Annotated in this window: 20 protein-coding genes and 1 tRNA gene; 12 read left to right on the top strand and 9 right to left on the bottom strand. The window is 57.5% G+C overall.

Annotated features, from left to right (window positions below; all coding sequences use genetic code 11):
- Positions 1-15 precede the first annotated feature (15 nt).
- The 3 genes from hpxZ to NYE85_RS22510 all read left to right on the top strand — a co-directional run bounded on the left by hpxZ (position 16) and on the right by NYE85_RS22510 (position 1,059).
- On the top strand, positions 16-399 hold the full coding sequence (hpxZ, locus tag NYE85_RS22500; protein ID WP_259006941.1) for an oxalurate catabolism protein HpxZ: 384 nt from the start codon (positions 16-18) through the stop codon (positions 397-399).
- Between the two features lie 72 nt (positions 400-471).
- The gene (locus NYE85_RS22505) at positions 472-684 is read left to right on the top strand and encodes a CopG family ribbon-helix-helix protein (RefSeq protein WP_259006943.1); all 213 of its coding nucleotides are present in this window, start codon (positions 472-474) and stop codon (positions 682-684) included.
- Positions 685-774: 90 nt separating this feature from the next.
- Complete coding sequence (locus NYE85_RS22510; RefSeq protein ID WP_259006945.1) at positions 775-1,059, top strand: type II toxin-antitoxin system RelE/ParE family toxin; 285 nt, start codon at positions 775-777, stop codon at positions 1,057-1,059.
- Here NYE85_RS22510 and NYE85_RS22515 read toward each other — a convergent pair.
- Together NYE85_RS22515 and NYE85_RS22520 are read right to left on the bottom strand one after the other, a co-directional pair.
- Complete coding sequence (locus NYE85_RS22515; protein ID WP_259006947.1) at positions 1,027-1,905, bottom strand: siderophore-interacting protein; 879 nt, start codon at positions 1,903-1,905, stop codon at positions 1,027-1,029. The genes NYE85_RS22510 and NYE85_RS22515 overlap by 33 nt on opposite strands.
- Position 1,906: 1 nt before the next feature.
- Positions 1,907-3,130 (bottom strand): MFS transporter, encoded by a 1,224-nt coding sequence (locus NYE85_RS22520; RefSeq protein ID WP_259006949.1) that lies wholly within the window; start codon positions 3,128-3,130, stop codon positions 1,907-1,909.
- A gap of 137 nt (positions 3,131-3,267) precedes the next feature.
- Here NYE85_RS22520 and NYE85_RS22525 point away from each other — a divergent pair, with 137 nt between their 5' ends.
- From NYE85_RS22525 to NYE85_RS22545, 5 genes are read left to right on the top strand one after another with little or no spacing between them, the layout of a single operon-like run.
- Entirely contained in the window at positions 3,268-5,013 is a 1,746-nt protein-coding gene (locus NYE85_RS22525) for an IucA/IucC family siderophore biosynthesis protein (protein WP_259006951.1), read from the top strand.
- Positions 5,010-5,963, top strand: a complete 954-nt coding sequence (locus tag NYE85_RS22530; RefSeq protein ID WP_259006952.1) for a GNAT family N-acetyltransferase — start codon at positions 5,010-5,012, stop codon at positions 5,961-5,963. Before NYE85_RS22525 ends, NYE85_RS22530 begins: the two co-directional genes overlap by 4 nt.
- Positions 5,960-7,708, top strand: coding sequence for an aerobactin synthase IucC (gene iucC / locus NYE85_RS22535; RefSeq protein WP_259006954.1), 1,749 nt, complete (start codon positions 5,960-5,962; stop codon positions 7,706-7,708). Before NYE85_RS22530 ends, iucC begins: the two co-directional genes overlap by 4 nt.
- Positions 7,705-9,033, top strand: a complete 1,329-nt coding sequence (locus NYE85_RS22540; RefSeq protein ID WP_259006956.1) for a lysine N(6)-hydroxylase/L-ornithine N(5)-oxygenase family protein — start codon at positions 7,705-7,707, stop codon at positions 9,031-9,033. Before iucC ends, NYE85_RS22540 begins: the two co-directional genes overlap by 4 nt.
- Positions 9,034-9,084: 51 nt before the next feature.
- Positions 9,085-11,280, top strand: coding sequence for a TonB-dependent siderophore receptor (locus tag NYE85_RS22545; RefSeq protein WP_259006958.1), 2,196 nt, complete (start codon positions 9,085-9,087; stop codon positions 11,278-11,280).
- 76 nt (positions 11,281-11,356) lie between these two features.
- Here the strand turns inward: NYE85_RS22545 and puuE are convergent, their stop codons facing one another.
- The 3 genes from puuE to NYE85_RS22560 are packed head-to-tail and all read right to left on the bottom strand — an operon-like array spanning position 11,357 to position 13,770.
- Entirely contained in the window at positions 11,357-12,295 is a 939-nt protein-coding gene (gene puuE / locus NYE85_RS22550; RefSeq protein WP_259006959.1) for an allantoinase PuuE, read from the bottom strand.
- A 12-nt stretch (positions 12,296-12,307) separates the two neighbouring features.
- A complete protein-coding gene (locus NYE85_RS22555; RefSeq protein WP_259006960.1) occupies positions 12,308-13,036 on the bottom strand; it encodes an aspartate/glutamate racemase family protein in 729 nt (242 codons plus the stop codon).
- Complete coding sequence (locus NYE85_RS22560) at positions 13,033-13,770, bottom strand: GntR family transcriptional regulator (RefSeq protein WP_259006962.1); 738 nt, start codon at positions 13,768-13,770, stop codon at positions 13,033-13,035. The genes NYE85_RS22555 and NYE85_RS22560 overlap by 4 nt, the downstream gene beginning before the upstream one ends.
- Before the next feature lie 164 nt (positions 13,771-13,934).
- On the opposite strand from NYE85_RS22560, the gene NYE85_RS22565 reads away from it, so the two are divergent.
- Positions 13,935-15,395, top strand: a complete 1,461-nt coding sequence (locus tag NYE85_RS22565; protein WP_259006964.1) for an NCS1 family nucleobase:cation symporter-1 — start codon at positions 13,935-13,937, stop codon at positions 15,393-15,395.
- A 46-nt stretch (positions 15,396-15,441) separates the two neighbouring features.
- On the opposite strand, the gene NYE85_RS22570 is transcribed toward NYE85_RS22565, so the two are convergent.
- Together NYE85_RS22570 and dnaQ are read right to left on the bottom strand one after the other, a co-directional pair.
- A tRNA-Asp gene (locus tag NYE85_RS22570) sits at positions 15,442-15,518 on the bottom strand.
- Between the two features lie 156 nt (positions 15,519-15,674).
- Entirely contained in the window at positions 15,675-16,412 is a 738-nt protein-coding gene (gene dnaQ, locus NYE85_RS22575) for a DNA polymerase III subunit epsilon (RefSeq protein WP_405050704.1), read from the bottom strand.
- Positions 16,413-16,484: 72 nt separating this feature from the next.
- On the opposite strand from dnaQ, the gene rnhA reads away from it, so the two are divergent.
- The gene (gene rnhA, locus NYE85_RS22580) at positions 16,485-16,952 is read left to right on the top strand and encodes a ribonuclease HI (RefSeq protein WP_039991101.1); all 468 of its coding nucleotides are present in this window, start codon (positions 16,485-16,487) and stop codon (positions 16,950-16,952) included.
- A gap of 16 nt (positions 16,953-16,968) precedes the next feature.
- On the opposite strand, the gene NYE85_RS22585 is transcribed toward rnhA, so the two are convergent.
- On the bottom strand, positions 16,969-17,688 hold the full coding sequence (locus NYE85_RS22585) for a class I SAM-dependent methyltransferase (RefSeq protein WP_259006967.1): 720 nt from the start codon (positions 17,686-17,688) through the stop codon (positions 16,969-16,971).
- A gap of 44 nt (positions 17,689-17,732) precedes the next feature.
- Here NYE85_RS22585 and gloB point away from each other — a divergent pair, with 44 nt between their 5' ends.
- Positions 17,733-18,488, top strand: a complete 756-nt coding sequence (gene gloB, locus NYE85_RS22590) for a hydroxyacylglutathione hydrolase (RefSeq protein WP_259006968.1) — start codon at positions 17,733-17,735, stop codon at positions 18,486-18,488.
- A gap of 72 nt (positions 18,489-18,560) precedes the next feature.
- A complete protein-coding gene (gene mltD / locus NYE85_RS22595; RefSeq protein WP_259007019.1) occupies positions 18,561-19,952 on the top strand; it encodes a murein transglycosylase D in 1,392 nt (463 codons plus the stop codon).
- A gap of 53 nt (positions 19,953-20,005) precedes the next feature.
- Here mltD and NYE85_RS22600 read toward each other — a convergent pair whose 3' ends face one another.
- Entirely contained in the window at positions 20,006-20,800 is a 795-nt protein-coding gene (locus NYE85_RS22600; RefSeq protein WP_259006970.1) for an endonuclease/exonuclease/phosphatase family protein, read from the bottom strand.
- Positions 20,801-20,821: the final 21 nt, after the last annotated feature.

Genomic DNA, 20,821 nt, shown 5'->3' on the forward strand with positions numbered 1-20,821 from the left:
AACAGGAATGAATCGATGAAAACTGACTATATTGACCGCCCGGCGGTCGTGGCCGAGGTCACCGCAGCCTTTTATCGCTACGAGCAGGCGCTGATCGGCAATGACATTGAAACCCTGGATGCGCTGTTCTGGCACGACGGCCGCACGGTGCGCTATGGCGCCAGCGAAAACCTGTACGGCATCGAGCAGATCCGCGATTTCCGTCGCCAGCGCCCTTCCGCCGGCTTGGAGCGCCGACTGGAAAATACCGTCATCACCACTTACGGCGACGATATGGCGGTGGCCAGCACCGAGTTCCGGCGGGAAGGCAGTGAGCGCACTGGTCGCCAGATGCAAACCTGGATCAAACTGCCCATCGGTTGGCGCATCGTGGCGGCGCATGTCAGCCTGATGAGCTAGACCATATGGACAGGCGGTGTGATTGTTTATAAAGCAACCAAAGGTATTACCTTTAGCTTACCGAGACTACTTATGGCGATGGTAATCGCCATCAAAATCGTTGACGCATTAAAACAGCGGGTACAGCAGCTTGCGCAAACTCGCCAACGCTCCGCGCACTGGATCATGCGCGAGGCAATCCGCGAATACGTCGAACGTGAAGAAAAACGCGAGGCGCTGCGCAATGATGCATTGCAAGCATGGGAAACCTATCAGGCCAATGGTAGGCATTTAACGCAGGAATAGGCTGATAACCGGCTGGCCGCGTTGGCAAACGGCGGTGATCCGGAGATCCCGAAGTGCCACAACTGATATGGACGCCATCCGCACTCGCTGATGTTCAGCGTTTCATTGCGCTTTCTGGCCGAGAAGGATGGCCATGCCGCCAAACGCGCCGTGGCGGCGATACGCCACGGTGTGGCTGTGCTGGCGCGTCAGTCGCAGCTCGGCCGGCCGCTAACCACGCTGGACGCCGAATTCAGAGAGTGGCCGATCGTTTTTGGCAATAGCGGCTATAGCGCGCTGTACCATTTTGATGGCCGCAACGCGGTGCTGCTGGCCGTACGCCACCAGGGCAAAGCCGGCCATTCAGCACCAGTAAGCCATAAAATTCACCGTTGAGCGGTCCAGATCGCATTCACCGATCAGATAACGTCGCAGCGCCTTAACGGTGGAAGATTCGGCAGCTACCCAGGCATAAAACCCGCTGGCACCTTGCGCCCGCTCCCACAGCAGATCGCCGCCCAGACTGTTTTCCGCCAGTGATTGTGCCGCCGCGCGCGCCGAGGGCGGAATAGCCACCCGCTGACGCACCGCTTCTACCAGCAACGTACCGTGCAATTGCTGCTGACCGACGTCGCGCGGCAGCCAAAATACCTCGGCGAACGGAAACTGCGCCACGCTAATGCAGTCGCCGGCAACCGGCACCTCAAAGAACGCCTGCACCCGTGGCGGATTGGCCCGCTGCGCCAACTGCTCGAGAATGCCCATTGCCGCCGGCAGTGCGGTTTCATCGGCAATCAATAACCCCTGCTGCATCTGCGGGGGAGCTACCCATTCATAGCCGCCGCTGTCGCCGTCAAAATCGGCATTGGGCGCCACCGCCTGGATGGTGTCACCCGGCGTCGACTGCAAGGCCCAACGCGATGCCGGACCGTTAACCCCGTGCAATACAAACTCCACGTCCATTTCGTTGCAATCGCTGCGCAACGCTCGCAGGGTGTAAGTGCGCATCACCGGCCGCTGCGCTTTGGGTATCGCCATATAATGACGATACCAGTCGTCGCTGTTTTCCAGCTGCAGCGTCTGACCATCCTCTGCGGCGAACAGCAGTTTGATGCGCTGATCCGGCGCTTCCAGCTTCATGCGATTGACCTGCGGACCGCTGAAGACGCAGCGCAGTAACGATGGAGAAATCTGCCGTTTCTCCTTGAGGGTAAGATCAAAAACTCGATAACTTGCGGACATCTCAATACTTCTCCCGCGATGGTGCAATAATGCGTTGCTGCTGCCACAACCAGCCGCTCAGGCCGCCCAGCAAAACCGCCATGACCAGTGCCGTCGCAATCAGCTGCGACTCACCATAAAATTTGGCCACCACCGGCACCATCAGTGCGCCCAGGCCGTAGCCCAGCGTATGACTGGTGGCGATAACCCCAGCCCCTTTACCGGTCGATAACCTGTCGTTCAGCAACAGCTGATAACCCGGCGTCGCCATTGCCGCGCCAAACGATGTCAGCGCACAACCGAGATAAAACAGCGCCAGCGGCGGCGCGCACATCAGCGCCAGTCCGGCGATCATCAATAGCGCCGCCCACAGCAGCAGCGACGCCGGAGCCAAACGCTGCGGCCGTACCACCAGAAACTGCGCCAGCAACGTACAACCGGCGGCAACGCTGAGCAATATCGCCACATGATGACTGACGGTGGTGGAAGGAGCGAACAACCGGCTCAAATGCGGCGCCAGACCCAGCTGCATCAGGCTGACCGCCGCCGCCAGCAGCAGCGCGCATAGCAGATACGGCAGCATGTGCCATTGCAGACGATTTTGCTGCTGGGCTACCGGCGGTAGCGGCGGATCGTTGCGCTGACGGCACACCACCAGCAAGGCAATCAACGGTGCCAGCGCCATCAGCCATAGCGGCGCCATCGGATCAAGCGACAAGGCCAGCGCGGCGCACAGCGGGCCGAGCAAGCGCCCGCAACTAAGCCCGGAACTGATGGTTGCCAACGCCGCCATGCGCTGTTGATGGCCGGCACGCTGCAACGCCCAGGTCTGGCTGGCCGGCACCATGCCGGAAACCGTCAGGCCATAAATCACCCGGGCAACGATCAAGCCACCCAACCCCAGCATCGGCGGCAGCCAACCGGCCGCCAGCCCCCATACCGCCAGCGCCAACAGCGCAAAGCTGAACAGATAGCCGGCCAGCGCCATCAGCACCACGTATTTGCAACCACGAATTTCGGACTGCCGTCCCCAATAGGGCGAACCAATCAAAAACAGCATTGAGCCCAGCGTTAACAGTCCCGCCCATACCGACAGAGACAGTTGGGTCATGCTGACCAATACCGGCAGAGCCACCAGCAAACCATTTTGCCCAATGCCCAACAGTCCGGCGCAAAAGGCCAATGGCCAGTTGGAAGGGGACGTATTCCCATTGGCGAGGATATCAGACGACGGTGATTTGCTCATGTAATGTAATGAAACCGTTAAGAAAGTGAACGTTTGCTGTATGATTTATGCAAAAATCATATCATGGGATTATTGATAACAATAAGTATTATTGATATAAGAATCATTCTCAATTGTTTCATAGCGAATCAGGGATCATGACCATTCAGTTTGCAACCGCGACGACCGATGTGGCTGCGCAATGTTTTCTTAACGCATTGATGCGTGAAACCCGGGACTGGCAAATCATCCCGGCCGCTAACAGCCAGCAACATCCGCAGTTACATATTCCCCTTTCCATTCATAGCGCCATTCGCATTTCACTTCGCCATATTTCGCCCACCCAGCATCACCATTATCTTTTCCCGGCCTATCTGCATCAGCAGGACGACGGCCCGGGTGAAGCGCTGAGCGTGGAACAACTGGTGACGCTGCTATTGGCCAAACCGACGGTCAAGGGCTCACTGAATGATGAGGCGATCGCCCGCTTCCGCCAACGCGTGCTGGAAAGTCACGACAATACTCAACAGGCCATCGACAACCGCCTTGACTGGCCGATGCTGCGTGACAGGCCGTTGAATTTCGCCCAGGCGGAACAGGGATTGCTGGTCGGTCATGCCTTCCACCCGGCGCCAAAATCCCACGAACCGTTTGATCATCAGCAGGCGCGCCGTTATCTGCCAGACTTCGGCGCGCGTTTCCCGCTGCGCTGGTTCGCGGTGAACAAGCGCTTTGTCTGTGGTGACAGCCTGGGATTGTCGTTGCAACAGCGTCTGCAGCGCTTCGCCGCCGAAAGCGCTCCGCAGCTGTTAGCGCATTTCACCGATGAAGTCTGGCTGCTGCCAATGCACCCATGGCAGGCCGAACATTTGCTTGCGCAGGACTGGTGTCACGACCTGCTGGTGCAAAACGCGTTGCGCGATCTGGGCGAAGCCGGCGAGCGCTGGCTGCCAACCAGTTCCTCACGCTCGCTGTACTGCGAAAGCAACCGCGACATGATCAAGTTCTCACTCAGCGTGCGCCTGACCAATTCGGTACGCACCCTGTCGGTAAAAGAAGTGAAACGCGGTATGCGTCTGGCGCGGCTGGCACAAACCGAGCGCTGGCAAGCGTTGCAGGCACGCTACCCGACGATGCGCGTGATGCAGGAAGACGGCTGGGCCGGCCTGCGCGATCTCAACGGCGACGTTCAGGAAGAGAGCCTGATGGCGCTACGCGTCAACCTGCTGTTCGATCGGCCGCAAACGCAAACCAACGTTCTGGTAACGCTGACCCAGGCCGCGCCGGATGGCGGCGACAGCCTGCTGGCCGCTGCGGTACGCCGTCTGGCGGCACGCTTGCAGTTGCCGTTGCAGCAGGCAGCCCGCTGCTGGCTGGATGCTTATTGCGACCACGTACTGCTGCCACTGTTCAGCACCGAAGCCGATTACGGCCTGGTACTGCTGGCGCACCAGCAGAATATTCTGGTGGAGATGCAGCAGGATCTGCCAGTCGGCATGCTGTATCGCGACTGCCAGGGCAGCGGCTTTACCGGCGACGCGACGCCGTGGTTGGCAGAGATTGGCGAAGCCGAGGCGGAAAACCGCTTCAGCGAGCAGCAGTTGCTGCGCTACTTCCCGTATTACCTGCTGGTCAACTCCACGCTGGCGGTTACCGCAGCGTTGGCCGCTGCCGGTTTCGACGACGAACAGAGCCTGATGCTGCGAGTACGCGACGCACTGAGCCGTCTGCGCGCCACCGCGCGCAACACGCGCTGCCTGGATTACGTGCTCGACAGCAGCCATTGGAACTGCAAAGGCAACTTCTTCTGCTATCTGCACGATCACAATGAGAACACCATCGTCGATCCGGCGGTGATTTATTTCGATTTCGTCAACCCGCTGCGCTCGGGAGAAACCGCATGATACCAATTGCCAAACTGGTGCACGCTTTCGGCGGCTTCCGCTGTGAACACCTGGACAAAAACCTGCCGCTCAGCCTCGGGCTGGACGGTAGCGCCGTGTTGCATCATCTGGGTAGCGCGTTGCCAGCTGGCTGGCTGGTACAGGCGCTGGACCAGCTGCTGGTTGCCGCGCCCACGCTCAGCGGTGTGACGCTGCCGTATGCCGAATGGCGCGAAGAACCCCAGGCGCAGGCACTGTTTGCCCTGGCCAGCGGCGACTATCTGGCGCGCGAAGCCTTTTATCAACTGCCGCTGTGGCTGATGGCGGAACGCAATTCGGCCAGCGGACAGATGCAATACGACGCCGAGCGGGCACTGTGGTTTCCGCAGCGTCCGGCGCGGCCACAGGGCGAGGTCTATCGCCGCTTCGACCCGCAAATCAAGCACACGCTGAGCTTCCGCCTGCCGGAGATCGACCGCGACGCCGAGCAGTTCACCCGCTGGATGAACTCGCCGCGGGTTAACGCCTTCTGGGAAATGAGCGGCCCGCTGGAAACTCAGACCGCCTATTTGCAGCGCCAGCTGGATTCCAGCTATTGCTATCCGCTGCTCGGCTGCTTTGACGATCGGCCATTTGGCTATTTCGAAGTGTATTGGGCGCCGGAAGATCGCATCGGCCGCCACTACCGCTGGCAGCCGTTCGACCGCGGCCTGCATATGCTGGTGGGCGAAGAAAACTGGCGTGGCGCGCAGTACATCCGCAGTTGGCTGCGCGGGTTGACACATTACCTCTATCTGGACGAACCGCGTACCCAGCGCGTAGTGGCTGAACCGCGCGCCGACAACCAGCGTCTGTTCCGCCATTTACCTGCTGCCGGTTACCAGACGATGAAAGAGTTCGATTTCCCGCACAAGCGTTCACGTCTGATCGTCAACCAACGCCATGCCTTCTTCCAGGAGGGCCACGTATGAACATTGCTGATTATGCCGACTGGCAGCGCGTCAACCGCCAGATGATCGCCAAGATCCTGGCGGAACTGGAGTACGAACGCACGCTGCACGCGGAAGCGCACCACGCTGGCTGGCGTATCGCCGTCGGCGACGCCGCCTATACCTTCAGCGCCCAACGCGGCATCTGGGGCTGGTTGCATATCGATCCGGCGTCGCTGGCCTGCGACAACCAACCGCTGGCGGCAGACAGCATGCTGCGTCAACTGGCGCAGGTGCTGGCAATGAACGATGCGCAGATCGCCGAGCACCTGGAAGATCTGTACGCCACGCTGCGTGGCGACATGCAACTGTTGGCTGCACGCCACGGCATGAACGCGCAGGATCTGATCGCGCTCGAACCCGATGCCCTACAATGCCTGCTGGCCGGGCATCCGAAGTTCATCTTCAATAAGGGTCGACGCGGCTGGGGGCTGACGGCGTTGCAACAATATGCGCCGGAATATCAGGGCCAGTTCCGTCTGCATTGGGTGGCAGCGCAACGCGGCAGCTTCGTCTGGTGCGCCGATGAGCAGTATCCGCTGGAAAACCTGCTCAACAGCGCGATGGACCATGCCGAACGCCAGCGCTTCGATCGCCGCTGGCGCGAACTGAAATTGAATGACGATTGGGTGCCGGTACCGCTGCACCCGTGGCAGTGGCAGCAGAAAATCGCCCTGCACTTTTTACCGCAATTGGCCGCCGGTGAATTGGTGGAACTGGGCGAGTTCGGTGACAGCTATCTGGCACAACAGTCGCTGCGCACCCTGACCAACGTCAGCCGTCGCGTGCCGTTCGACATCAAGCTGCCGTTGACCATTTATAACACCTCCTGCTACCGCGGCATTCCCGGCAAATATATCAGCGCCGGTCCGGCGGCTTCCCGCTGGTTGCAGCAGATCTTTGCCGAAGACCGCACGCTGCAGGCCAGCGGCGCACAGATCCTTGGCGAGCCGGCAGCCGGTTACATGACGCATCAGACCTATGCGGCGTTGAAACAGGCGCCTTATCGCTATCAGGAAATGCTCGGCGTCATCTGGCGCGAAAATCCGTCCTGCTATTTAAAGGACGACGAGCAGGCGATTCTGATGGCCACGCTGATGGAAACCGACAACCACGGCCAGCCGCTGATTGCCGCCTACATCGCCCGCTCGGGCCTGAGCGCCGAAGCCTGGCTGACGCAGATGTTCCAGGCGGTGGTGATCCCGATGTATCACCTGATGTGCCGTTACGGCGTGGCGCTGATCGCACATGGCCAGAACATCACGCTGGTGATGAAAGAGCATGTACCGCAGCGCGTACTGTTGAAGGACTTCCAGGGTGATATGCGCCTGGTCGATCAGGAGTTTGCCGAGAGCGCCTCGCTACCGCAGGTAGTGAAGGACGTGACCGTGCGCCTGCCGGCCGATTACCTGATCCACGATTTGCAAACCGGGCATTTTGTTACCGTGCTGCGGTTTATTTCGCCGCTGATGGCGAGCTGCAATCTGAGCGAACCACAATTCTACCAACTGCTGGCGCAGGTGCTGCAACGCTATATGGCGCTGCACCCGGACATGGCAGAGCGTTTTGATCTTTTCAATCTGTTTAAACCACAAATCATTCGTGTGGTGCTCAACCCGGTGAAACTCACCTATTCAGAGCACGATGGCGGCAGCCGCATGTTGCCCAACTATCTACAGGATCTGGATAACCCTCTCTATTTGGTCACCAAGGAGTTTGCCCAATGAATCAGCCCCTCGATTTCATCGGCATCGGTGTCGGCCCTTTCAACCTCAGCATTGCCGCGCTCGGCAGCGAGGTTGACGGTTTTAATGCGCGGTTCTTCGAGCGTAAACCCCATTTTTCCTGGCACCCGGGCATGATGGTGCCGGATTGTCACATGCAGACCAGCTTCCTGAAGGATCTGGTCAGCGCGGTGTCGCCCACCAATCCCTACAGTTTCCTCAACTATCTGGTCAAACGGAAGAAATTCTACCGTTTCCTGACTACCGAGCAGCGCACGGTGTCACGCGAAGAGTTCGCCGACTATCTGGGCTGGGCGGCCAACGGCATGGCGTCGCTGGCATTCAGCCAGGATATTCATCAGGTGGAATTTGACGATCGTCAACGACTGTTTGCGGTGACCACTCAGCGCGGCGTTTATCATGCCCGCCATGTGTGTCTGGGCATCGGCAAGAAGATTCTGCTGCCGGAATGTGTGACCGAGCAAAACGATAGCTGTTTCCACGCCAGCGAAATGGCGCTGCGCAACCCGGAACTGGCCGGTAAACGCGTTACCGTGGTCGGCGGCGGGCAGAGCGGTGCCGATCTGTTCCTGAATATTTTCCGCGGCGAATGGGGTCTGCCGAGCCAGTTAAACTGGGTGTCACGCCGCAATAACTACAATGCGCTCGACGAGGCGGCCTTCGCCAACGAGTATTTCACCCCGGAATACGTGGAAAGCTTCTATACCCTGAACGACAGCGCCAAACAGCGCATGCTGAGCGAACAGAAGATGACCTCCGACGGTATTACCAGCGAATCACTGCTGGCAATTTACCGTGCCATGTATCACCGCTTTGAAGTGCTGCGCGAAACGCCGTGGGCACGCCTGTTGCCGAGCCGCTCGCTGGCGGCGCTGCACGCACAGGGCAACGGCTACCAGTTGGTGACGCATCATCATCTCGATCAGGGCAAGGAAACCTTCGACAGCGACGTGGTGATTTTCGCCACCGGCTATCAGCAGGATCGCCCGGCATTTCTGGCACCGCTGGCGGAACGTTTGCACCTCACCGCCGACGAAAACTACCGCGTGGCGCCCGACTTTACCCTTGGCTGGGACGGCCCGGCAGAAAACTGCCTGTTCGCCGTCAATGCCGGCATGCATAGTCACGGCATCGCCGAACCTCAGCTCAGCCTGATGGCCTGGCGAGCAGCGCGGATCCTCAACCGGGCTTTAGGACGCGAGCAGTTCGACTTGGCGTCCACCCCGGCGGTAATTCAATGGCGTAGTCAACAGCCGGGCACCCCAACCCGTGCAGCACAGACTATGCTCAATTACTCGGAAATCTGAGACTTACCCTTTTTTGACGCACACCAACAACGGGAAATATTGGAAATAACGATGAAACGCAAACACCTCTGGGTAGTGAACCCTTGCCTGCTGGCGATGCTCGCGCCAGCAGCCTGGGCAGAACAACAAAAAAATGAAGAACAACTGGTGGTTTCCGCCAGCCGCGCGCACCGCAGCGCCGCGGAAATGGCGCAAACCACCTGGGTCATCGAAAGCCAGGAGATCGAACAGCAGGTTCAGGGCGGAAAAGAGATCAAAGAGATCCTGGCGCAGCTGATCCCCGGTATGGACGTCAGCAGTCAGGGCCGGACCAACTACGGCATGAACATGCGCGGCCGTTCGATGCTGGTGATGATCGACGGCGTGCGGCAGAACTCGTCGCGTACCGACAGTCGCCAGCTGGATTCGATCGATCCGTTCAATATCGATCGTATTGAGGTGATTTCCGGTGCGACCTCGCTGTACGGCGGCGGCAGCACCGGCGGCCTGATCAACATCGTGACCAAAAAAGGCCAGGAGGAAAAGCAGGTCGAACTGCAAATCGGCGGTAAAACCGGCTTCAACAGCCACAACGATCACGATGAAAACGTATCGGCCGCGGTCAGCGGTGGCACCGAACATGCCTCCGGACGCCTGTCGGTATCGTATCAGCGCTACGGCGGCTGGTACGATGGCAAAGGCAAGGAAGTGCTGATCGACAATACCCAGACCGGCCTGCAATATTCCGATCGCATTGACGTGATGGGCACTGGCACCATCAACATCGACGAGCATCAGCAGCTGCAGCTGACCACCCAGTATTACAAAAGTCAGTCCGACGGCGAACACGGTCTGTACCTCGGCGAGAACTTCTCGGCGGTAACCGGCGCAGGTAAAGCGTCTAACAGCAGCGCGCTGAATTCTGACCGCATCCCCGGAACCGAACGCCATTTGATCAACCTGCAATACTCCAACACCGACTTCTGGGGACAGGATCTGGTGGCGCAGGTGTACTACCGTGACGAATCACTGACTTTCTACCCGTTCCCGACCTTGTCCAAGGGGCAGGTAACCAGCATCGGCGCCTCGCAGCAGAAAACCGATTTCTACGGTGGCAAGCTGACGCTGAACAGCAAACCGATCGACAGCCTGACACTGACCTACGGCGTCGATGCCGAGCATGAAAGCTTCAATGCCAACCAGCAGTTCTTCAATCTGGACAAGGCGCAGCAGTCCGGTGGCATGTATCTGGAAAACGCCTACAACGTTGGCCGTTATCCGAGCTACACCACCACCAACCTGGCGCCGTTCCTGCAGGCCAACTATGACATCAACCCGATCTTCACCCTGAGCGGCGGCGTACGTTACCAGTACACCGAAAACAAGGTGGACGACTTTGTCGGCTATGCGCAGCAACAGGGTATCGCCAACGGCCTGGCCAACTCTGCCGACGCGGTGCCGGGCGGCAAGACCAGCTACAATAACGCACTGTTCAATGCCGGTTTGCTGGCACACCTGACCGAACGCCAGCAGGCGTGGTTCAACTTCTCGCAGGGCTTCGAGATCCCGGATCTGGCGAAATATTACGGCTCCGGCAACTATAAGCTGGTGAACGGCCACTATCAGTTGCAAAACAGCGTCAACGTCAACGACTCCAAACTGGACGGTATCAAGGTCAACGCTTACGAGCTGGGCTGGCGCTACACCGGGGATAATCTGCGCACCCAGGTGGCTGCCTATTACTCGCTGTCAGACAAAACCATTTCGATCAACAAGACCGACATGACCATCAATCTGGATTCCGACAAGCGCCGCATTTACGGCGTGGAAGGTACGGTTGATTACTTCTTCGATGATAGCGAATGGAGCACCGGTGCGACCTTCAACCTGATCAAATCGCAGACCAAGGTAGATGGCAAGTGGGAAAAACTGACCGTGGATACCGCCAGCCCGTCGAAAGCCACCGCCTATGTCAACTGGGCACCGGGCGACTGGAATCTGCGCGTACAGTCGCAGCAGACCTTCGATGTTTCCGATGCCGACGGTAATAAACTCAACGGCTACAACACCGTCGACTTCCTTGGCAGCTACGCCCTGCCGGTGGGCAAGGTCAGCTTCAGCGTAGAAAACCTGCTGGACAAAAACTACACCACCGTTTGGGGGCAGCGCGCACCAATCCTGTACAGCCCAACCTATGGTTCGTCCGAGCTGTACAGCTATAAAGGCCGTGGCCGCACCTTTGGCCTGAACTATTCGGTATTGTTCTGATCCCAAGATAGCCAGGGTGCCGCAGATGGCGCCCTATTTGCAAAAAACCACCGGTTCAACGGTGGTTTTTTTATTATCATCCCTGATACGGATGGTGCGCCAGCCAGTGTTCGGCAATCTCCTGCCGGCGACAAATCCACACGCGATCGTGCTGCTGGACGTAGTCCAAAAAGCGCTGCAAGGCGCGGAATTTACCCGGTCGCCCCAGCAAGCGGCAATGCATGCCGATCGACAGCATCTTCGGCGCCCGTTCCCCTTCGGCATACAGCACGTCAAAGCTGTCCTTTAAATAGGTGAAGAACTGTTCACCGGTATTGAACCCCTGCGGCGAGGCAAAACGCATGTCATTGGCCTCCAGGGTATAGGGCACGACCAGATGCGGTTTTCTGTCACCGTTGGCGCAGGTCACCTCGGTCCAAAACGGCAGATCGTCACCGTAATAATCGCTGTCATACAGCATGCCCCCCTGTTCTACCAGCAGCCGACGGGTATTGGGGCTGTCGCGGCCGGTATACCAGCCCAGCGGTGCCTGCCCGAACAGATCGCACAATACGCCGATCGCCTGCTGCATGTGCTGCCGTTCGGTCGCCTCGTCCACGTTCTGATAGTGGATCCAGCGCCAACCGTGGCTGACCACGTCGTAATTGGCATTTTTGATTGCCTGCACCACCGGCGGATTGCGCGCCAGCGCCATTGCCACACCAAAAATGGTCAGCGGCAGCCCGCGGCGCTGGAACTCTTGGTGAATACGCCAGAAACCGGCGCGCGAACCGTATTCGTACAGGGAATCCATCGACATATGACGCTCGGGATAGCTGGCCGCGCCGATAATGTCTGACAGAAACTGCTCGGAACCGGCATCACCATGCAGCACGTGACTTTCCGAACCTTCTTCGTAATTCAACACAAACTGCAGCGCAATACGCGCCTGCCCCGGCCAGTTGGCATGCGGGGGGTTGCCGCCATAACCGACCAGGTCACGCGGATAATCATGGCTAAATTCATACAGCTTCATCGCACCACCCCGTCAGTTAAATTCGCTGAAAACGCCGCTTAACGGCTTTGCCAGCGGAAAATCCAGATCGCCATGCTTGCTGGTTCGCAGGCCCAGGCCGTGCAGCGCTTCGATCATTTTCACCGCCGCGCTAACACCGTCGATCACCGGCATCGCCAGTTCATACGTCAGTTCCCGTGCCAGATCGGCCATACCGCCGCAACCTAGCACGATCGCCCCGCTACCGTCCTGCCGCTTGGCAAGCAGGCATTGTTCGCGCACTTTCTGCTGCGCTACGCCGCTGCCGTCCTCCAGCGCCAGCACCGGCAAATCAATGGCGTGCAGCGCGGCACAGTGACGTTCAAAACCGTATTGCTGCAATAGATGGCGGGCGATAATCAGCGTGCGGGGCAAAGTAGTAACGATGGAAAAACGCGTCGCCACCAGCGTGGCCATATGCATCGCCGCTTCGGCAATACCGACCACCGGCGCGTCGGCCAGTTCACGAGCCGCCAACAGACCGGGATCGCCAAAACAGGCGATAATATGGCCGTCGACTCCGGCTTCGCGCCCCTGCTTTACCCGCTGCAATACGCCAACGGCGGCAATCGCCTCATCAAAGTGCCCTTCAATCGACGGCGCCCCCTGCTGCGGGCAGACGGCGATTATCTCCGTGCCGATTGCGGCAACCGCGCGCGCCGCAGTGGCGATGGTTTCCGTCATCGCCTGGCTGGTGTTGGGGTTGATTAGCTGAATTTTCATTGTGGCTCCTGCTGGCGCACGCGGGTGAAGATATGAGTGAAGTCCGGCGTGACGCCGTCATGGCGGTTAAAGCGCAGGTGGCCAACGATGTCGTCAAAATGCTGCGCCATCTGTTCCGCCAGCCCCTCCGCGTCGGCGTTGCGTAACAGCCTCAGCAGATGGTGATGATCGTGGCAGCGGCAGCCCTGCTGCCATGGCGCGCCGTAGGCGGCGATCGCCAGCGATGAGCGCAGCGTCAGCTGCGACACCGTCTCCGTCAACACCTGGTTACCGCTTGTCGCCTGTAATTGCACGTGAAACGCGGCAGACAGGCGAATCGCTGCGGCGGCGTCACGATCGCGATGCGCCTGTTGTTCCTGGGCGACCAGGGTATCCAGCATCAGTATCTGTTCCGCGCGGCAACGGCTCACCACCTGCGGCAAATTGGCGCACTCCAGCAGCTTGCGCGTAGCGAACACCTGGCGGGCCTCGTCTTCTCCCGGCGTGGTGACCTGTGCACCACGTTTGGGCAGTTGTGTCACCAGTTGCACTGCCGCAAGGCGCTGCAATACCCGGCGAATTCCGGTGCGGCTCACGCCGAAGGTGTCCGCCAACGCCTCTTCCGGCAATCTGCTGCCTGGCAGCAGTCGATGTTCGACGATAGCTTTCACCAGTTGGTTGTAAATATGATCGTCGCGATCTTCAGTAAAGTAGGTGGCGTCGAGCCTGTCCCACGTGGCTTGGGTGCCAATCATCACGCTGCTCCGCATACCATTGGATAACAAATCGTATACAACAAAAATCACCCTTGTATACAAAAAAGAAAAATCTGGCCTGAATCCTGCAAAAGCCCTGCCAGCAACATTGAGCCAAATACGGTGAATACATCCGGGTGCCGTTCTAGACAGGAGCACGATTTATGCCAAACCCCAATGAAAAATACAGTCCGAAGCTGTGCAATGACGATCTGGCGCCAACGCGCAATCAGAACTGGAACTGGTACAACATTTTTTCTTTCTGGATGTCGGACGTGCATAGCATGGGCGGCTATGTGGTGGCAGCCAGCTTCTTTACCCTGGGGCTGGCCAGTTGGCAGGTGCTGATTTGCCTGTTGGCAGGAATTTGCATTGTCCAGCTGTGCGCCAATCTGGTAGCCAAGCCCAGCCAGATGACCGGCGTGCCGTACGCGGTCATCTGCCGCCAGGCGTTCGGCGTGTTCGGCGCCAATATTCCGGCGGTGATCCGAGGGCTTATCGCGTTCGCCTGGTATGGCATTCAAACCTATCTGGCAGCCAATGCGCTGATGCTGGTACTGCTGAAGTTCTTCCCGGCGCTGATGCCACTGACGCTGCCGCACTGGCTCGGGCTTTCCGCCCTCGGCTGGCTATGCTTTGGCATCATGTGGATACTGCAGGCGATGGTGTTCTGGCATGGCATGAACGCCATCAAGCGCTTTATTGACGTCGCCGGGCCGGCGGTTTACGTGGTAATGCTGGCGCTGGCCGGCTGGATTGTGTACAAAACCGGGCTGGAAAACATCTCCTTTACCCTGGCCAGCAAGTCGCTCAGCGCGCAGGAGCAGGGCTGGCAAATGCTGACCGCCACCGCGTTGGTGGTGTCCTACTTCTCCGGTCCGTTGCTCAACTTCGGCGATTTTTCTCGCTATGGCAAAAGCATGCAGGAAATCCGCCGCGGCAACCGCTGGGGGCTGCCGTTCAACTTTCTGCTGTTTTCACTGGTGACGGTGGTGATCGTCTCCGGCACGCAATCGCTGTTTGGCCAGATGATCACCGATCCGATTGAAACCGTAACCCGCGTCGGCAACAGCGTGGCGGTGGCCATCGGCCTGCTGACCATGATTACCGCCACCATCGGCATCAATATCGTCGCCAACTTCGTGTCGCCGGCATTCGACTTCTCCAACTGCGCGCCACAAAAAATCAGCTTCCGTACCGGCGGCATGATCGCAGCCGTCGGCTCAGTGCTGTTGACGCCATGGAACCTGTTCCAGTCACCGGAGCTGATCCATTACACCCTGGACGTTTTAGGTGCGTTTATCGGACCGTTGTTTGGTATTTTGGTGGTGGATTTTTACCTGATCAAACGCGGCCAGATACACGTCGACGATCTGTTTAACGCCACGCCGAATGGCCGCTACTGGTATCACAATGGCTTTAACCCGAAGGCCATCCTGGCGTTATTACCTTCAGTGGCGGTGGGTCTGGCGATTGGTTTTACGCCCAGCCTGCACGAAGTCGCGAATTTCAGCTGGTTTATCGGCGTGTTGCTTGGCGGCGGCTGTTACCGCTACATTGCCCGCCATGAGTATGCGGCCAACCAGACGGTGATGTTTGGCAAGGTGGAAATGAGCAAGGAGTAGAAACAACGAAGCCCTGAATCATTGCTGATTCAGGGCTTCTGAATGTTGGCGGAACGGACGGGGCTCGAACCCGCGACCCCCTGCGTGACAGGCAGGTATTCTAACCAACTGAACTACCGCTCCGCGCCGTTCCCTCTTACGGGGGAACGAGGCGCATATTACGGACGGCGGCTGATTCCGTCAATGTCTTTTTCTTATGATAATAACCGTTTGCACAGATTTTCAGCGAATATCGCCAATGGGGGTTCCGTCAGTGCGCCAGCGAAATTATCCTGCGGGTTATTCCGCCCGCCACAGGCAGTTGCCACCGCCTTTTTTCGCCACCAGATCCAGCCGAGATTCGTGTGCCACCACTTCGTCATCATTGGCATAAATCACCTTCATCGACGTTGCCGGGCGGGCAATACGCTGAATTTCCTGCGTGGAATCGCTCTGCTGGGTATCCCCTTCCATCTGAAATGCCATGGTGGTCTGACCGCCGGTCATCGCCAGATAAACTTCGGCCAGGATCTCGGCATCGAGCAAAGCGCCGTGCAAGGTTCGCTTGCTATTGTCGATCTCGTAACGGCTGCACAGCGCATCAAGGTTGTTGCGCTTGCCCGGGAACAGGCGACGCGCCATCAGCAGGCTGTCGGTAATGGTACAGAAGGTTTCCGTCTTCGGGATGTTCTGCTGCAACATGCGGAATTCGTGATCCATAAAGCCGATATCGAACGCCGCGTTATGGATGACCAGCTCACCGCCGCGGATGAATTCGATAAATTCATCGGCTATCTGATCGAAGGTCGGTTTATCCGCCAGGAATTCATCACTGATGCCGTGCACGCCGTAGGCTTCAGGATCCACCAGCCGATCCGGCTTGACGTAAACATGATAATGACGGCCAGTCAGGCGACGGTTGATCACTTCTACCGCACCGATTTCGATAATGCGGTGGCCTTCGTAATGAACCCCTAACTTGTTCATACCGGTGGTTTCGGTATCGAGTACGATCTGTCTGGTTGGTGTAGTGATCATATTGCAGTGCTCATAGCGCTCGTTTATGTCAGACTTGGCTTTTATAAAACTGATAGGAAGAGTCTACCAGAGATGCTCAAACAGGTAGAAATTTTCACCGATGGCTCCTGCCTTGGCAACCCCGGCCCCGGTGGTTACGGCGCAATCTTGCGCTATAAACAGGTTGAAAAAACCTTCAGTGCCGGTTACCGGCTCACCACCAATAACCGTATGGAGCTGATGGCGGCGATCGTGGCGCTGGAAGCACTAACCGCGCCCTGTGAAGTGATCCTCAGCACCGATAGCCAGTACGTGCGCCAGGGCATTACCAGCTGGATCCATAACTGGAAGAAGCGCGGCTGGAAAACCGCCGACAAAAAACCGGTCAAAAACGTCGACCTGTGGCAGCGGCTGGATCTGGCGATCGCCCGCCACACCATTCGCTGGGAATGGGTCAAGGGGCATGCCGGACACCCGGAAAACGAGCGTTGCGACGTGCTGGCTCGCGAAGCTGCTGGCAACCCCACGCAGGAAGACAGCGGCTATAAACCAGAGGCGTAATCCGCTGGCGCCAGCGTTACGGTAATTTGCGATAACTCTTGGTCGCGCCCACAGCGCGGCTGAGAGCCGGCTTACGTGCGCCAAGTTTCATCGGCGTCGGGGTCAGTGGCACCGTGCGTTTACGCGCCACTATCATGCTCATGCAGCCCAGCGCCGGCAGGTGGGTACCTAAAAACACGCCGCCTTGGCGGTGCCACGGCAACACGTGAAAACGCGTTTGCTGCAAGACTTCATAGTTCAACAGGCTCAGCCAGTCCAACAGCCGCATCTGGGTAAACATGCGGCTGGCAAAGGGTTGACGCTGGCGCAGACCGGGGATAAGTTTGCCCAGTCCCAGTACGCTGAACGGATTAAAGGTGCTGAGCACCAGCCAACCGTCATCAATCAGAATGCGATCTACTTCGCGCAGCATGCGATGCGGGTCATCGGCATAGGACAACGCCTGCGCCATCAGACAGGCATCGACCGACTTGTCGGCGAATGGCAATTGGTAGGGATCGGCAATAACCTGCAGGTTGCCACCGTTCAGACCAACGTTGACCTGGTGGGAAATGGCGCATTTGTCGGTGGCCAGCCCGGCACTGAGATTACCCAGCTTTAATAAGTGGAAACCGAACAGCTTGGGCCACCAGGGCTGCAGCTGACGCTCAAGCGCTGCACGGTAATATTCCCCCCACGGCAGCGCCGCCCAGGATTGCGGGCTGGCGAGCTGTTGTAGAGTATGGGCTGGTTTCATGTTTTATTATCTTCTTTCAAGCCGTTGCCAACGAGAGGTGTCCGATGAATCTTATCAGCATTCCTGCCTTGCAGGACAATTACATTTGGATATTGGATGACCAACAGGGACATTGCACCATTGTCGATCCAGGTGACGCGCAACCGGTACTGGAAGCATTGCGCCAGCTAGAGCTCACGCCCGATGCCATATTGCTGACTCATCATCATCACGATCACGTCGGCGGCGTGGCACAAATTGTGGCGCAATATCCTGCATTGCCGGTATACGGCCCGCAAGAAACCGCCAATAAAGGTGCGACCACCCTGGTAGAGGACCGCGACATCATTACCGTCAGCGGCAGAGAATACCGCGTAATAGCGGTTCCCGGACATACTCTGGGTCACGTCGCATTCTACAGTGCACCTTATTTGTTCTGTGGCGATACGATTTTTTCTGCCGGTTGCGGCCGGCTGTTTGAAGGCACCGCCGAACAAATGTACTACTCGTTTCAACAACTCGCGCAACTTCCCGATAACACTAAAATCTGCTGCGCACACGAATATACTGTTTCAAATCTTAAGTTTGCGCGGGCTATTTTGCCGGAAGATCGACAAATTGAAACATATCAACAACAAGTCATGGCATTAAGGGCAAAAAACCAACCCAGCGTGCCTACAACCCTGCAATTAGAGCGTAAAATTAACCTTTTTTTACGTTGCCATGACACTGATTTACAAAAGAAATTGGGCTTTGATAGCCCCCCTGAACAACTTCATTCGGTTTTTTCCGAATTACGGCTGCGCAAGGATAGCTTCTGAAGCTTTTGGTTGTGTTATTTGCTTAAGCGAAGTATGATCGCTCGTCTTTTAAGCAACTATATTGACACACACATGAAGGCTAAAGCGATATTACTCGCCTCAGTCTTGCTTGTAGGGTGCCAGTCGTCCAGGCAGGACGCACCAGCTCCAGAACAGCATGCACAGAGTTTGTCTTCGGCAAGTCAAGAAGGTGAAGCAGGAGAGTACACAGCGAAAGGTCGAGCGAGCTCGGCGCGGTGGTTGGATAAAAACAGCGGTACCGCGCAGCAACAGGACCTGTGGAACTTCATTAGCGACGAGCTGAAGATGGAGGTTCCGGAAAACTCCCGGATCCGTGAACAAAAAAGAAAGTACTTAAAAAGTAAGAGCTATCTCCACGATGTAACATTACGGGCAGAGCCGTACATGTACTGGATAGTCGAGCAGATCAAGAAACGCGATATGCCGATGGAACTGGTACTGCTACCCATAGTGGAGAGCGCTTTTGACCCACACGCCACGTCAAGTGCCAACGCCGCAGGGCTATGGCAAATCGTGCCACAAACGGGTCGCAATTATGGTTTAAAAAACAACCAGTGGTATGACGGGCGCCGCGATGTGGTAGCCTCGACAACTGCTGCGCTGGATATGATGCAGTACCTTAACCGCATGTTCAACGGCGACTGGTTATTGACCGTCGCTGCCTATAACAGTGGTGAAGGCCGTGTCATGAAAGCGGTGAAGGCGAATAAACGCCAGGGTAAGCCAACCAATTTCTGGGCATTGTCGCTTCCGCGTGAAACGTCGATCTATGTTCCGAAAATGCTGGCCCTGAGCGATATCATCAAGCACAGCAAGAAGTACGGCGTTCGTTTGCCAAAAGCAGATGAAACCCGTGCGCTGGCGCGAGTTGACGTCGGTCAGCAAATACAGCTCACTCAGGCGGCTGAGATGGCTGGGCTTTCATTGACCAAGATGAAGGCATTTAACCCTGGCTACAAAAAAGGCGTTACCGCGCCAAACGGGCCCCATTACATTATGGTTCCCCAGGGCCGAGCCGATCGGCTGAAGGATTCGCTGGCCGATGGCCAGATCGCGGTAACCGAGCCAAGCACCCAGTTGGCGAAAAACAGCGGGTTGACAGGCGGCAATACCTATAAAGTGCGCTCCGGCGACACCTTGTCCGGTATTGCCAAGCGGTTGAATATACGTACCAGCGATTTGCAGAGTTGGAACAACTTACGTGCCAAGAGCACCCTCAAAGTTGGGCAAACCCTGCAAGTGGCCAGCAATAGCGGCAACAACAGCAGCATCACTTATCGCGTACGCAAAGGTGATTCGCTGGCCAGCATTGCACGTCGTCACGGCGTCGAGATCAATGACGTGATGCGTTGGAACTCAACCCTTGCCAGCAAGAGCAGTAATTTGCAGCCTGGTTTGAAATTGACGTTGTTTGTCGACAACAGTTCGACACCCGACACCTAAATTGCCGGCATAAAAAAGCACCCTGCGACGGGTGCTTTTTTTTTGCCTGGCGATCACCAATGCGGTTTGGCGCTGTCGGGATGAAACTCTACCAGCAGCGGGTTGTGATCCGAAGCCTGGGTTACCAATACCGAGGCTTCCACCACCCCAAGATTACGGTAAAACACGAAATCCAGCGGCCGACCAAATGCCTTGCGCCGATGATCGTCGGTGAAATTCACCTCGCGCAGCGCCATATCACTGGCGAACTGGTACAGCGCATTGATACGTTTACGGCTCCAGGCATTGAAATCCCCCGCCATGATCACCGGCCCGCTGTGGTTGGCGATCTGCTCGCCAATCGGTCCCAGCTGCTTGCTATACACGTCCACCCCGAGGCTGAAGTTCACCGCATGGATATTCACCACCATCAACAGCTGGCCGTTGTACAGCGGATAAACGGTGATCAACGCCGATTTGGCCAACCGTAACAACGGCTCCCGTTCCCGTAACGGGCAACAGTAAACCGGGTGCGCCGCCGCCAGCGTCATCACGCCAGAGGGATGCTGTGGCAAGACGAAGGCCGGCACCTGATCGGCCGCCAGATAATGGGTGGTGGCAAAGCTTACCAGTTCCGGCGTAGTTTGCGCCTCTTGTAACAACACCAGTTGCGCGTCTTTACCAAAGCTTTTCAGCACCGACAGCCAATCGGCCCGTTGCTGTTTGAATATATTCCATACCATCACCCGCAGCGCTCCCGTGGTAGGCAATGCGGCCCCCGGGGGTAACGGCTGGTCGACGGCGCCAGGGAAAATTCGCTCAACTGGCTGGCCTGCAACATACCTCATTGCATAAGTTCGTTTCGGCACGCTATTCGCCTATTTCCCATT

The sequence above is a fragment of the Serratia sp. AKBS12 genome, from assembly GCF_024793895.1.
Classification (GTDB): Bacteria; Pseudomonadota; Gammaproteobacteria; order Enterobacterales; family Enterobacteriaceae; genus Serratia_F.